Raw genomic sequence first — 12,601 nt, forward strand, 5'->3', positions numbered from 1 at the left:
TTCCCGGATTCAAGGTTGCGGCCCGGCGCTGCCGAGCTGGAAGGTGGGGGCCGGCACCTCGGCCATGCAGGCGGCGTCGAGTTTGTCTTGCGGCCGGTCGAGGAAGGCGCGCAGCAGGCGCGGCGCGCAGCCGAGCTGCGACACGCCGTGGCCGGCATTGGCCACCACGACGTGCTGGGCCCGGGCCATCGATGTCGCGGCCGCCTCCGCGCGGTGCGGCGGCGTGACCGGATCGAGGGCGCCCGAGAGCAGCAGGGCCGGCGCCTCGATGCGCGCCGGCCGCACATACGGCACCGCCGGCACCTTGATGTCCTGGCACAGCCTGGGGATCATCTCGGCCAGCGGGCGCGCCAGCACGGCGGCGTCGGATTTCATCAGTTCGGGCGTGAAGCGCGGCACGTCTTCGGCGCACACCACGGCGAAGTGCAGCAGCATCGACATGCTGGCGTCGTTGCCGAAGTCGCCGGCCAGGTTCTGGCGCGCGACGAAAGGCTCCCAGCGTCCACGGCTGGCGCTGTGGATCAGGAAGGGCAGGCGGCGCGCATCGGCCGGCGCATACAGGATGTTGTGCACGGTGCCCAGGAAGCGCTGCGAACTCATGGTGAATTCGGTCGGCTCGGCGGTGCGTGGATTCGGCAGCGACAGGCGCACATTGCCCGACTCGACCTTCTGAACCAGCGCATCGAACTCGGCGCGCAGGTTCGGGTAGGCTTTGTTGCAAGCAGCATCTTTGGCGCAGGCGGCGAACAGGCCGTCCAGCGCCGCCTGGCCGTCACGCCCGCCGGCCGGGATCACCTGGTCGGGCGCGGCCACGCCGTCCAGCACCAGGCTGCGTACGCTGTCCGGATAAGCGCGCGCATAGGCCTGGCCCAGGCGGGTGCCGTAGGAGCCGCCCCACAGGTTCACCTGGCGGTAGCCCAGCGCGCGCCGCACCTGCTCCAGGTCGCGCGCGGCGGCCGCCGTGGTGTAGGCGGCCAGCGGCTGCTTGTTATTGGCGATGCAGGCGCGCAGCTCGGCCATCAGCTGGTCGTCCGTCATGCGCTCGTGTTCCGGCTTGCTTTCGCAATCGAGCTTGCCCGAACGGCCGGTGCCGCGCTGGTCGATGAAGACGATGTCGCGGGTGGCGCGCACCCGGTCGAAGGCGAGCTTGAGCAGGGGCAGCACGTCGCTGCCGGCCTGGCCGGGGCCGCCCGCCAGCACGAACAGCGGGTCGCCGCGCGTGCCCTGGCGATAGGCCGGGGCGACGGTGACGTGCAGCTTGAGGGTGCCGGATTGCGGCTTGGCATGATCGAGCGGCACGTCGACGGTCACGCAGCGCAGCGCTTCGACCACGCCGGGCAGGTGGCAGCTGCGTTCGGTCGTCGCCGGCGCCGGCGTGCTGGCAGCGGGCTGGGCGCTGGCAAGGCTCGTCGCCAGGAGTGGCAGGAACAGTATGGCGGGCAGAATCTTAGATCTCTTCACAGCATCTCCTCAGGTTGCAACGATGATAAGTTCGCGCTGTTTCTCCGGTCAACCGATTGTTTCAACAACGCATCAAGGCATGCGTATCGGGTAGCAGCCCGCAGGCAAGCGCGTGGAGACGTTGCGCTCGACGCGGATGAGGATTGACGGCAAGGCGGTGGCGGGGTATGATTGCCGGCTTTCCGTTTGCTCAGGAAAGACAATAAGGACGAGTCCGCTGAAGTCTTGTGCGGAACCACCATTTGAGCAATTTTTTCTTTTGGATTAAACATGAAAACTTTTTCCGCTAAGGGCCACGAAGTCCAGCGCGACTGGTTTGTCATCGACGCGACGGACCTGGTCCTCGGACGTGTTGCCAGCGAAGTGGCACTCCGACTGCGCGGCAAGCACAAGCCAGAGTTCACCCCGCACGTCGACACCGGCGATTTCATCGTCGTGATCAACGCCGGCAAACTGCGCGTGACCGGCACCAAGGCCACCGCAAAAACGTACTACCGTCACTCGGGCTACCCGGGCGGTATCTACGAAACCAACTTCCTGAAAATGCAACAGCGTTTCCCAGGCCGCGCACTCGAGAAGGCTGTCAAGGGCATGCTGCCTAAGGGCCCACTCGGCTACGCCATGATCAAGAAGCTGAAAGTGTACGCGGAAGGTACCCACCCGCACGCTGCTCAGCAACCACAAGCACTGACCCTCTAAGGAACTGACATGATCGGTAACTACAACTACGGCACCGGCCGTCGCAAGAGTGCAGTCGCTCGCGTGTTCATCAAAGCTGGCACCGGCCAGATCATCGTGAATGGTAAGCCGGCATCGGAATACTTCTCGCGTGAAACCGGCCTGATGGTGATCCGTCAGCCGCTGGAACTGACCGGCAACGTCGAGCGTTTCGACATCAAGGTCAACGTGCACGGCGGTGGCGAATCGGGCCAGGCTGGCGCCGTCCGTCACGGCATCACCCGCGCACTGATCGACTACGACGCAGGCCTCAAGGGCGACCTGGCACGTGCCGGTTTCGTCACCCGTGACGCCCGTGAAGTCGAGCGTAAGAAAGTTGGTCTGCGCAAAGCACGTCGCGCAAAGCAATTCTCGAAGCGTTAATTGTCTTCCTCAGTGCCTTCGGGCACTGGTTCAGAAAAGCCGTCCGCCGCAAGGTTGGGCGGCTTTTTTGCATGAGCCTGTCTCAGTAGGCGGGAGTCGCTGCTGGCGCGCCTGACAAGCGTGGGCTGCGTTGCTCGTCGTTGCATGGCGCGCCATGCGGCCTCCTCGCGCCTTGTCCACGCTTGCCATGCATCGCCATCAGCTTCCCCCCGCCTACTGAGACAGGCTCGGGACAGGTACAACGCCCGCATACACAGGCTGTTAAAATGCAGCCTCGTCCTGGGAAAGGGCCTTTTTACCATTATTGAAGGAACAGATATGATTAAAGTTGGCATCGTCGGCGGAACCGGATACACGGGCGTGGAATTGCTGCGGCTGTTGGCCGTTCATCCGGATGTGCAACTGACCGCGATCACCTCGCGCAAGGAAGACGGCCTGCCGGTGGCCGATATGTTTCCTTCGCTGCGCGGTCGCGTCGATATCGCCTTCTCGAGCCCGGACAAGGCCGATCTGAAGCAGTGCGACGTGGTGTTTTTCGCCACCCCGCACGGCGTGGCGATGGCCCAGGCGCCCGAGCTGCTGGCGGCCGGCGTCAAGGTGATCGACCTGGCGGCGGACTTCCGCATCAAGGACCGCGCCGTCTTCGAAAAATGGTACAAGATCGAGCACACCGCGCCCGAGCTGCTGGATGAAGCCGTCTATGGCTTGCCGGAACTGAACCGCGACGATATCAAGGGCGCACGCCTGATCGCCAATCCGGGTTGCTATCCGACCACGATGCAGCTGGGCTTCTATCCGCTGCTCAAGGCCGGCCTGATCGGCGCCGGCAGCCTGATCGCCGACTGCAAGTCGGGCGTCTCCGGCGCCGGCCGCAAGGCCGAGATCGGCACGCTGTTCTCGGAGTCGAGCGACAACTTCAAGGCCTACGGCGTGCATGGCCACCGCCACACCCCGGAAACCTCGGCCCAGCTGGCGCGCTATACCGACCAGAAGGTCGGCCTGATCTTCACCCCGCACCTGGTGCCGATGATCCGCGGCATGCACGCGACCCTGTACGCGCGCCTGACGAAGGAAATCGACAACGCCGCCCTGCAGGCGCTGTTCGAAGAACAATACAAGGACAGCGAATTCGTCGACGTCATGCCGTTCGGCTCGCACCCGGAAACGCGCTCGACCCGCGGCTCGAACATGCTGCGCCTGGCGCTGCACCGTCCGGAAGGCACGGATACCGTCGTGATCCTGGTGGTGCAGGACAACCTGGTCAAGGGCGCGTCGGGCCAGGCCGTGCAGTGCATGAACCTGATGTTCGGCCTGCAAGAGTCGAAGGGCCTGCAGCAGATCGCGCTGTTGCCATAACGCTGTTGCCATAATCGTCACCCTTGATCTGCGACCCGACGCAGATCAAAGCGACGACCTTTGAGCCGGGTAAATTGACTGTTGGATACACCCACTCCAACGGTCAATTTTCCTCAGAGGTGCGTCATGTTCGGTCGACAAGTAAAAAGCGAAATAGACAGCCTGGTCGGAATTTCGGCCCGCATCGAAGGGGACCTGTGTTTCACCGGCGGACTGCGCATCGACGGCGAAGTCCATGGCAATGTGGTGGCGGTGGATGGCGCCGACAGCATGCTGATCGTGTCGGAGCACGCGCGGATCGAAGGCGAGGTGCGCTGCGCCAGCCTGGTGGTCAATGGTTATATCGCCGGCGCGGTTTACTCGTCGGAACTCCTTGAATTACAGCCGAAAGGCCGCATTAATGGGGATGTACACTACCGTTTGCTCGAGATGCACGGTGGGGCGTTGGTAACAGGTAAATTGACGCACCAACCCGCCAGCGAGCCGGTGTTTCATCTAGCCGACGCCGTCGAAGGCTCGGCAGCATGACTTCCGCCAACCGTCTATAATGGACGGTGTTTGATTTATTCAGGAGCTTTCCCATGACCGCAGTCGCCGAAGTGCAAGATTTCGACACGATTCCCGTACCAATCAACTTCACCGACAGCGCCGCTCAGAAAGTTGCTCAGCTGATCGAAGAAGAAGGCAACCCCGACCTCAAGCTGCGCGTCTTCGTGCAGGGCGGTGGCTGCTCGGGCTTCCAATATGGTTTCACCTTCGACGAGATCGTCAATGAAGACGACACGACGATGGAAAAGAACGGCGTCCAGCTGCTGATCGACTCGATGAGCTACCAGTACCTGGTCGGCGCCGAGATCGACTACAAGGACGACCTCGAAGGCGCCCAGTTCGTGATCAAGAATCCGAACGCCACCTCGACCTGCGGCTGCGGTTCGTCGTTCTCGGCGTAATCGTTGCCTGCCCATCCAGACCGCGGTCTGGATCATCGACGGCCCGCTCCTGCGGGCCGTTTGTATTTGCTATCTATGCAGCCGACCTGCAGTGGTAGCATGACGCTTTTTTGAGACAGAGATAGCCATGACCGTATTCGCGATGCCCGTGTTCGACGCCACCGTCATCTATGAGGGCAAGGAATTGTTCAAGGGGCAGGGCGCCGCCAAAGGCTGGGCCGAGAAGCTGGCCCGGGAAATCGAGAGCGAGGTCACGGTGGAAAAAATCGGCACCGGCTGGGCGTTGTGCGGCGTGGTCGATGGCGCGCCGTGCCAGTGGGGCATCCTCGGCCAGCGGCTCAAGCGTTTCGACTGACGCCGCAACCTATCAATCCAATAGCAAGGTAAGCAATGAACAAGAACGAGCTCGCGAAATTCGATGCGAAGAAGCTGATGAACAAGATGGGCCCCAAGGGCGCCGTCGTCGGCAAGCCCGGGGATGCGCCGGCAGCGGACCGCCGCGAACAACGCGAGCGCGACCGTGCGCTGGGGCTGGTGCCGTTCGCCGTCAAGCTCAATGGCGACCTGGTCAAGCAGCTGCAGGCGCAGAGCAAGGAGCAGGGCGTCGACCTGAACGAGCTGGTGGCGCAGTTGCTGCAAAAAGGCCTGGCCGCCTGAGTTTCAGGCTGGATACAAGGCGCCCAGGATGCGCGGACCGCGCGCGCCGGTGACCGCCGCCAGGTTGCCCGGTTCGCGGTTGGCGAAACGCCAGCCCAGCCAGGCGAAGGCCAGCGCCTCGACCCGGTTCGGCGCCACGCCCAGTTCCGCCGTCGAGGCCACTTTCACGCCGCCCAGCCCGGCGCCAATGGCGCGCAGCAGGGCGCCGTTGTAGGCGCCGCCGCCGCAGACGTACACCGCATCCGGCGTCACGCCTTCCTCGATGATCGCGCGCGCGATCGTCACCGCCGTCAATTGCACCAGGGTTGCCTGCACGTCGGCCGGCGCGAGATTGCCGAAGGGCGAGAGATTGGCATCGAGCCATGGCGCATGGAACAGGTCGCGTCCGGTGCTCTTGGGCGCCGGCTGGCGGAAATACGGTTCGTCGAGCAGGGCGTCCAGCAGCGGCTGGTGGACAGTGCCGGTCGCACCCCAGGCGCCATCCTCGTCATAGGCGCGCCCCAGGTGGCGCGCGATCCACAGGTCGAGCAAGACATTGCCCGGACCGGTATCGAAACCGGTCACGCGGCCGTCGCCATGCAGCACGCTGATATTGCCGATGCCGCCGATGTTGACCACCACGCGCGCCGTGCCCGGCTTGCCGAAGGCGGCCTCGTGGAAGGCCGGCACCAGCGGCGCGCCCTGGCCGCCGGCGGCGACGTCGCGGCTGCGGAAGTCGGCGATCACGTCGATGCCGGTCAGCTCGGCCAGCAGGGCCGGATTATTGGTCTGGCGCGTAAAACCCAGTTCGGGGCGGTGGCGGATGGTCTGGCCGTGGACGGCGACGGCGGCCACCGGGCCGGCGCTGGATGGCAGCAGTGCGCGCACGCAGTCGGCGTAGGCCAGGGCCAGGCCGTTGGCGGCCAGCGCCTCGCGCTCCAGTTCGTTGTCGCTGGCGGCCTGCAGGGCCATCAGTTCGCTGCGCAATGCGTCGGGGAAGGGCGTGAAGGCGGCGGCCACGGTCTGGATGGCGCCATTGCTGAAGTCGGCCAGCACGCCGTCGACGCCGTCGAGGCTGGTGCCGGACATCAGGCCGATGTAGAGGGAAGGTGTCTCGGTCATTGTTGTATCGGGTTCAGGTGCCTATAGAGGCCAGCAAGCATACAAAAGAAAACGCCCTCCGGCATCGAAATGCGAGGAGGGCGTTTTTTATACAGGACGGTGCGGCTTAGCGGGCTGCCATCGACGAGCCGCTTGGCGCCATCAGCGAGAAGCGGTGGTTCATCTCGGCGGCTGCCATGCGGAAGCGTGCCAGTTCGGCCTGGTTCAGCGGTTGCTGGGCCAGCGACTTGAACTTGTTCGGGTCCTTGGCCACGCCTGCGACGCGGAATTCATAGTGCAGGTGCGGGCCGGTCGACCAGCCGGTCGAGCCGACGTAGCCGATCACCTGGCCCTGGCTGATCTTGGCGCCCTTGCGCATGCCTGGCGCGATGCGGCTCATGTGGGCGTAGGCGGTGCTGTAGTTCGACCAGTGCTTCAGGACGACCATATTGCCGTAGCCATTGCCGTTGCCTGCGAAGTCGACGGTGGCATCGGCCACGGCGCGGATCGGGGTGCCGGTGGCGGCGGCGAAGTCGACGCCTTTATGCGCCTTGAACTTGCCCGAGATCGGGTGCACGCGCATCGAGAAGCCCGACGAGACGCGCGAGTATTGCAGTGGCGATTTGAGGAAGGCTTTCTTGAGCGACTTGCCGTCCAGCGAGTAGTAACCACCCTGCTTGGAGACCGGATCTTCGTACCACACCGACTGATAGCTGGTGCCGCGGTTGACGAATTCGCCGGCCAGGATGCGACCGGTCTTGATCAGTTCGCCGTCGAGCCAGAAGGTTTCGTACACGACATTGAAACGGTCGCCGCGCTTGACGTCGCTGCGGAAGTCGATATTGGTCGAGAACATCTCGATGATCTGGCCAACGATCGAATCCGGGATGCTGCCGCCGTCGACGTTGGCGTCGGTGGCCGCGTACAGCGAGCTGGTGATTTCGCGCGAACGCATCTCGATGCGGCGCTCGAGCTTGGCCGGCGCCTCGAGGGCGACGAATTCCTCGCCCTTGCGCTGCACGGTGATCGTGCGTGCTTCGCCGCTCTTGCCGTCGCTGACGGTGGCGCGCATCGACAGCAGCAGGCCGTTCTCGTCGGTCTCGGCCTGGATGCGCTTGCCGGTCTGGAGCGACAGCAGGCGCTTTGCGAGCTTGTCGGAGCGAACGAACTTTTGCGCTTGCGCGTCTTCGATGCCGAGGCGGGTGAAGAGCGAGCCGAGCGAATCGCCGCGGCGGATGCGTTCTTCGTGGATGAACTGCTGCTCGTCTTGCTGGAGCGCGGCGATCTGGTCGGCCAGGTTCGGCAGTTCCAGGTCTTGCGCAACAGAGGTGACGGGCAGGTCGGAGGGATCGGGAGCGATCGGTGCAACGCCCACGGCGCCAAAGGCGCACACGCTCAGGAAGACGGCGCCGGCGCTCAGGACGCGGGCTTTGCGGGTCTTCGGCAGCAGCGCTAGCAGGCTTTTACCAGTGATTTTCTGTATAGGGTTCATGCAATCAGTTAAAATTTGCGGCTGAACTTTCAAGGGCCATGTATTGCGTTTCCGAAAAAGTTTTCTCTAGGAAACGAAAACAGGATCGTGAATTATACCAAAAGAAGTGGTCCTACAACCGTTTTAGCCAATTTCCTACACGAATTTTATGACCTCAAATGCAGCTGGTGCTAGCACTCCGGCAACTTCCATTAATGCTTTGCCACTGACTGACAAGGTCCTTGAGTCCCTCGCGATCGCCAAGCGCGGCGTCGACGAACTGTTGATCGAAAGCGATTTTGCGCAAAAACTGGCGCGCTCGGAGCAGACCGGCAAGCCGCTGCGCATCAAGCTGGGCCTGGATCCGACGGCCCCGGACTTGCATCTCGGCCACACCGTCGTGCTGAATAAATTGCGTCAATTGCAAGACCTGGGTCACCAGGTGATCTTTTTGATCGGCGACTTCACTTCCATGATTGGCGACCCGTCGGGCCGCAACGCCACCCGTCCGCCGCTGACCCGCGAGCAGGTCGAGGAAAACGCGATGACGTATTTCCGCCAGGCCTCGCTGGTACTGGACGCCAGCCGCACGGAAATCCGCTACAACTCCGAATGGTGCGATCCTTTGGGCGCGCGCGGCATGATCCAGCTCGCCTCGCGCTACACCGTGGCCCGCATGATGGAGCGCGACGACTTTACCAAGCGCTACAAGAGTGGGACTCCGATCGCCGTGCATGAGTTCCTTTATCCGCTGATGCAGGGCTATGATTCGGTCGCTTTGCAGTCAGACCTTGAGCTGGGTGGAACGGACCAGAAATTCAACTTGCTGGTTGGCCGCGAGCTGCAGAAGGACTACGGCCAGGAGCCGCAGTGCATCCTGACCATGCCGCTGCTGGAAGGCCTGGACGGCGTCGACAAGATGTCCAAGTCCAAGAACAACTATATTGGCATCACCGAAGCGCCGAACAGCATGTTCGGCAAACTGATGAGCATCTCGGACGAGATGATGTGGAAGTACTTCAATCTGCTGTCGTTCCGCTCGCTCGACGACATCGCGCAATTGAAGGCGACGATCGACGGCGGCGCCAATCCGCGCGATGCGAAAGTGGCGCTGGGCAAGGAAATCGTCACGCGCTTCCACTCGGCCGCTGCGGCCGACGACGCGCTGGCCGACTTCGTCAACCGCTCCAAGGGCGGCATTCCGGACGACGTGCCGGAAGTGTCGCTGTCCGGCGCTCCGCTGGGCCTGCCGCAACTGCTGAAGGCCGCCGGCCTGTGCGCCTCGACCTCGGAAGCCATGCGCATGGTCGACCAGGGCGGCGTGCGCATCGACGGCGCCGTGGTCAGCGACAAGGGCCTGCAAGTGGCTGCCGGCGCCGTCGTGGTGCAAGTCGGCAAGCGCAAGTTCGCCCGCGTCACGCTCGCATGATTGGCCTGCTGCAACGCGTGAGCGAAGCGGCGGTGCGCGTCGACGGCCAGACCGTCGGCGCCATCGGGCCCGGCCTGATGGTGTTGGTGTGCGCCGAAAAGGGCGATACCGAACGCGAGGCCGACCTGCTGCTGACCAAGCTGCTGGGGTACCGCGTGTTTTCCGACGAGGCCGGCAAGATGAATCGCAGCGTGACGGACACTGGCGGCGGCCTGCTGCTGGTGCCGCAGTTCACCCTGGCGGCCGATACGAAATCGGGCACGCGTCCTTCGTTCTCGCCGGCCGCCGCGCCGGAAGACGGACGGCGCCTGTTCGAGCATGTCGTGCGCCAGGCGCGCGAGCGCCATGGCATTGTCGAGACCGGCGTATTTGGTGCCGACATGAAAGTGTCACTCATCAACGATGGCCCGGTCACATTCTGGCTGCGTATTGATCCCGTCGGGGCGGCGCGCTGAAACCCGCGCCTGGCGCCAAGGTCAAATTTAGTAGCCAGGGAGGTCATATGCGAATCTGGAGCGATTCATTCACCGATGGGGCCGACATCCCCGCCGCTTACGCGTTCGCGGTCAGCGATCCTGATGCCCACGTCAAGCTGTCGAGCAACCGCAATCCCCATATCGCCTGGGACGACGTGCCGGCCGGCACGCAGTCGCTGGTACTGATCTGCCACGATCCCGACGTGCCGTCCGAAGGCGGCGACGTCAACAAGGAAGGCCGTACCGTACCGGCCGCCTTGCCGCGCGTCGATTTTTTCCACTGGACGCTGGCCGACATCCCGGTCTGCCTCAAGTCGCTGGCCGAAGGCATGTTTTCCGACATGGTCACGCCGCATGGAAAGCCCGGTCCCGAAGTCGCCTTCACCGTCAAGAACGGCACCGAACACCAGCTGCGCCACGGCGTCAACGACTATACCGGCTGGTTCGCGGGCGACCCCGACATGGCGGGCGAGTTCTACGGCTATGACGGCCCGTGCCCGCCATGGAACGACGAGCGCGTGCACCATTATGTGTTTACGCTGTATGCGCTCGACATCCCGCGCCTGCCGCTGGAGGGGCGGTTCACAGGCCACGAGGCGCGCATGGCGATCCAGGGGCATATCCTGGACGAAGCGCGTATCTTCGGCACGTACTCGCTCAATCCGCGCATCGTGGCCGACCTGTCCAAATAAATCATTTCGCTGCCCCGAGGTTCGGGTGCAAGAACCTCATGACCCAGAACGCAACGCCCGCGGGCGCCACCACCATCCTCCTGATCCGCCACGGCGAAACCGCCTGGAATGCCGAGCGCCGGCTGCAGGGCCATCTCGATATCGCACTCAATGCCGAAGGCGAGCGCCAGGCCGCGGCGCTCGGCGCGGCGCTGGCCGGCGAACGCATCGACCTGGTCGTGTCGAGCGACCTGGCGCGTGCGCGGCAGACGGCCGAGGCGATCGTGCGCGCCCGCGGCCCGCACGGGATCGATCGCCCGGGTCCGCAGCGCGACCCCCAGCTGCGCGAACGCTGCTACGGCGGCTTCGAAGGCTTGCTCTACAGCGAAATCGCGGCCCGCTTTCCGCTCGAGTTCGCCGCATGGCAGGCGCGCAACGTCGATGCGGTCCTGCCGCCAGGTAAGAATCAGGGTGAAACTTTCCGCAGCTTCTACGAGCGCGCCACGAAGGCGATCCTGGGCCATGCGGCGCGCCACCCCGGCCAGACCCTGGCGCTGGTGGCGCACGGCGGCGTGCTCGAGTGCGCCTACCGGGCGGCTCTCGGCCTGCCGCTGGAAACGCCGCGCGACTTCAAGGTGCACAACGCCAGCATCAACCGTTTCGTGGTCGAGCAGGGCTGCTTGACACTGGTCAGCTGGGGTGAAATTGGTCACTTGCGCCAGACGGCGCTGGACGACTTGCCCTGACAGCCAAGCGCGTAAAACAGGCGCGACAACGCCTGTTTCTTCGGCCTGCCAATATCGCACACGCAACAATCACATTAATTTTGCTGATAATTTGAGCAGCGCTTGGGGTAAAATAGCAGGTTCCCAAGAAACTTCTGAGTTTTTCTGCTGTGCAAATCGGTCCATATCACCTGCGTAATAACGTCTTTGTCGCCCCCATGGCCGGAGTGACGGACCGTCCGTTCCGGCAGCTGTGCAAGCAGCTCGGCGCGGGCTATGCGGTGTCCGAAATGGCGGCGTCGAACCCGCGCCTGTGGGCCAGCGAAAAGACCTCGCGCCGCATCGACCATGCGGGCGAGATGGAGCCGAAGGCGGTGCAGATCGCCGGCGCCGATCCTAAAGACCTCGCCGATTGCGCGAAGTTCAACGTCGAGCGCGGCGCTCAGATCATCGACATCAATATGGGTTGCCCGGTCAAGAAGGTGTGCAATAGCTGGTGCGGTTCGGCCCTGTTGCAGCACGAAGACCTGGTCGAGCGCATCCTGCACGCCGTGGTCGAGGCGGTCGACGTGCCGGTCACCCTGAAGTTCCGCACCGGCTGGGATCGCCAAAACAAGAACGCGCTGCGCATTGCGCGCCTGGCCGAGCAGGCCGGCATCCAGATGCTGACCCTGCACGGCCGCACCCGCGCCGACGGCTACAAGGGCGAGGCCGAATACGACACCATCCGCGCCGTGAAGCAGGCGGTGAGCATCCCGCTGGTGGCCAATGGCGACATCACGACGCCCGAGAAGGCGAAGTTCGTGCTCGACCATACCGGCGCCGATGCGGTCATGATCGGCCGCGCGGCCCAGGGCCGTCCCTGGATCTGCCGCGAGATCGACCACTACCTGCGCACCGGCGAACACCTGCCGGCGCCGCTGGTGGACGAAGTGCGCGAATTGATGAACGAGCACTTGCCGGCCCATTACGCCTTCTATGGCGAATACGTCGGCGTGCGCACCGCGCGCAAGCACATCGGCTGGTATGTACAAGACCTTCCGGGCGGCGAGGAATTCCGGCAGCGCATGAACTTGCTGGAATCGACGGCCGAGCAACTGGCGGCGGTCGATGAGTTTTTCAAATCGCAGCACAGGCATGGCGAGCGGTTACAATACCGCCCCTCGCATTCGGATGTCGACGCGATCGCGGCATAAGCACCAGGAATAAGCACCACACCACAAG

General features: G+C 63.8%; 15 protein-coding genes. 12 read left to right on the plus strand and 3 right to left on the minus strand.

All coding sequences use genetic code 11. The features are described 5' to 3' along the window. Positions 1-9 precede the first annotated feature (9 nt). The gene (locus tag HMPREF9710_RS15560; RefSeq protein WP_005667900.1) at positions 10-1,461 is read right to left on the minus strand and encodes an alpha/beta fold hydrolase; all 1,452 of its coding nucleotides are present in this window, start codon (positions 1,459-1,461) and stop codon (positions 10-12) included. Positions 1,462-1,731: 270 nt separating this feature from the next. Between HMPREF9710_RS15560 and rplM the strand changes: the two genes are divergently transcribed. The 7 genes from rplM (at position 1,732) to HMPREF9710_RS15595 (ending at position 5,525) form a co-directional block, all read left to right on the plus strand. After that, complete coding sequence (rplM, locus tag HMPREF9710_RS15565; RefSeq protein ID WP_005667902.1) at positions 1,732-2,160, plus strand: 50S ribosomal protein L13; 429 nt, start codon at positions 1,732-1,734, stop codon at positions 2,158-2,160. Between the two features lie 9 nt (positions 2,161-2,169). After that, positions 2,170-2,562 (plus strand): 30S ribosomal protein S9, encoded by a 393-nt coding sequence (gene rpsI / locus HMPREF9710_RS15570; protein ID WP_005667904.1) that lies wholly within the window; start codon positions 2,170-2,172, stop codon positions 2,560-2,562. Positions 2,563-2,880: 318 nt separating this feature from the next. After that, positions 2,881-3,918 (plus strand): N-acetyl-gamma-glutamyl-phosphate reductase, encoded by a 1,038-nt coding sequence (gene argC / locus HMPREF9710_RS15575; RefSeq protein WP_005667907.1) that lies wholly within the window; start codon positions 2,881-2,883, stop codon positions 3,916-3,918. A 126-nt stretch (positions 3,919-4,044) separates the two neighbouring features. Continuing rightward, positions 4,045-4,446 carry a bactofilin family protein gene (locus HMPREF9710_RS15580; protein ID WP_005667909.1) on the plus strand — a complete coding sequence of 134 codons (402 nt, stop codon included), beginning with the start codon at positions 4,045-4,047 and terminating at the stop codon, positions 4,444-4,446. Between the two features lie 53 nt (positions 4,447-4,499). Continuing rightward, complete coding sequence (gene erpA / locus HMPREF9710_RS15585) at positions 4,500-4,868, plus strand: iron-sulfur cluster insertion protein ErpA (protein WP_005667912.1); 369 nt, start codon at positions 4,500-4,502, stop codon at positions 4,866-4,868. 127 nt (positions 4,869-4,995) lie between these two features. Then, positions 4,996-5,223 (plus strand): hypothetical protein, encoded by a 228-nt coding sequence (locus HMPREF9710_RS15590; protein ID WP_005667913.1) that lies wholly within the window; start codon positions 4,996-4,998, stop codon positions 5,221-5,223. A gap of 35 nt (positions 5,224-5,258) precedes the next feature. Beyond that, complete coding sequence (locus tag HMPREF9710_RS15595; protein WP_005667915.1) at positions 5,259-5,525, plus strand: hypothetical protein; 267 nt, start codon at positions 5,259-5,261, stop codon at positions 5,523-5,525. A gap of 3 nt (positions 5,526-5,528) precedes the next feature. Here HMPREF9710_RS15595 and HMPREF9710_RS15600 read toward each other — a convergent pair whose 3' ends face one another. Both HMPREF9710_RS15600 and HMPREF9710_RS15605 read right to left on the minus strand, forming a co-directional pair. Continuing rightward, positions 5,529-6,626: an anhydro-N-acetylmuramic acid kinase gene (locus tag HMPREF9710_RS15600; RefSeq protein WP_005667916.1), complete on the minus strand. Its 1,098-nt coding sequence runs from the start codon at positions 6,624-6,626 to the stop codon at positions 5,529-5,531. 106 nt (positions 6,627-6,732) lie between these two features. After that, the gene (locus HMPREF9710_RS15605; protein WP_005667918.1) at positions 6,733-8,097 is read right to left on the minus strand and encodes a M23 family metallopeptidase; all 1,365 of its coding nucleotides are present in this window, start codon (positions 8,095-8,097) and stop codon (positions 6,733-6,735) included. 148 nt (positions 8,098-8,245) lie between these two features. Here HMPREF9710_RS15605 and tyrS point away from each other — a divergent pair, with 148 nt between their 5' ends. From tyrS to dusB, 5 genes are all read left to right on the plus strand, one after another. Next, positions 8,246-9,505, plus strand: coding sequence for a tyrosine--tRNA ligase (tyrS, locus tag HMPREF9710_RS15610; RefSeq protein ID WP_005667921.1), 1,260 nt, complete (start codon positions 8,246-8,248; stop codon positions 9,503-9,505). Next, positions 9,502-9,960 (plus strand): D-aminoacyl-tRNA deacylase, encoded by a 459-nt coding sequence (dtd, locus tag HMPREF9710_RS15615; RefSeq protein WP_005667923.1) that lies wholly within the window; start codon positions 9,502-9,504, stop codon positions 9,958-9,960. The genes tyrS and dtd overlap by 4 nt, the downstream gene beginning before the upstream one ends. A 47-nt stretch (positions 9,961-10,007) precedes the next feature. Beyond that, positions 10,008-10,673, plus strand: coding sequence for a YbhB/YbcL family Raf kinase inhibitor-like protein (locus HMPREF9710_RS15620; protein ID WP_005667924.1), 666 nt, complete (start codon positions 10,008-10,010; stop codon positions 10,671-10,673). Positions 10,674-10,711: 38 nt separating this feature from the next. Then, positions 10,712-11,398: a histidine phosphatase family protein gene (locus HMPREF9710_RS15625; protein ID WP_005667926.1), complete on the plus strand. Its 687-nt coding sequence runs from the start codon at positions 10,712-10,714 to the stop codon at positions 11,396-11,398. Positions 11,399-11,547: 149 nt separating this feature from the next. Then, entirely contained in the window at positions 11,548-12,573 is a 1,026-nt protein-coding gene (gene dusB, locus HMPREF9710_RS15630) for a tRNA dihydrouridine synthase DusB (RefSeq protein WP_081589940.1), read from the plus strand. Positions 12,574-12,601: the final 28 nt, after the last annotated feature.

The sequence above is a fragment of the Massilia timonae CCUG 45783 genome, assembly GCF_000315425.1.
GTDB lineage: Bacteria > Pseudomonadota > Gammaproteobacteria > Burkholderiales > Burkholderiaceae_D > Telluria > Telluria timonae.

Bases quoted from the DNA above. Each gene is read 5' to 3' on its own strand.
- erpA (WP_005667912.1), top strand. From the start codon at position 4,500: ATGACCGCAGTCGCCGAAGTGCAAGATTTCGACACGATTCCCGTACCA.
- rpsI (WP_005667904.1), top strand. From the start codon at position 2,170: ATGATCGGTAACTACAACTACGGCACCGGCCGTCGCAAGAGTGCAGTC.
- tyrS (WP_005667921.1), top strand. From the start codon at position 8,246: ATGACCTCAAATGCAGCTGGTGCTAGCACTCCGGCAACTTCCATTAAT.
- HMPREF9710_RS15590 (WP_005667913.1), top strand. From the start codon at position 4,996: ATGACCGTATTCGCGATGCCCGTGTTCGACGCCACCGTCATCTATGAG.
- rplM (WP_005667902.1), top strand. From the start codon at position 1,732: ATGAAAACTTTTTCCGCTAAGGGCCACGAAGTCCAGCGCGACTGGTTT.
- HMPREF9710_RS15625 (WP_005667926.1), top strand. From the start codon at position 10,712: ATGACCCAGAACGCAACGCCCGCGGGCGCCACCACCATCCTCCTGATC.
- dtd (WP_005667923.1), top strand. From the start codon at position 9,502: ATGATTGGCCTGCTGCAACGCGTGAGCGAAGCGGCGGTGCGCGTCGAC.
- HMPREF9710_RS15580 (WP_005667909.1), top strand. From the start codon at position 4,045: ATGTTCGGTCGACAAGTAAAAAGCGAAATAGACAGCCTGGTCGGAATT.
- HMPREF9710_RS15595 (WP_005667915.1), top strand. From the start codon at position 5,259: ATGAACAAGAACGAGCTCGCGAAATTCGATGCGAAGAAGCTGATGAAC.
- HMPREF9710_RS15620 (WP_005667924.1), top strand. From the start codon at position 10,008: ATGCGAATCTGGAGCGATTCATTCACCGATGGGGCCGACATCCCCGCC.
- argC (WP_005667907.1), top strand. From the start codon at position 2,881: ATGATTAAAGTTGGCATCGTCGGCGGAACCGGATACACGGGCGTGGAA.
- HMPREF9710_RS15600 (WP_005667916.1), bottom strand. From the start codon at position 6,626: ATGACCGAGACACCTTCCCTCTACATCGGCCTGATGTCCGGCACCAGC.
- HMPREF9710_RS15605 (WP_005667918.1), bottom strand. From the start codon at position 8,097: ATGAACCCTATACAGAAAATCACTGGTAAAAGCCTGCTAGCGCTGCTG.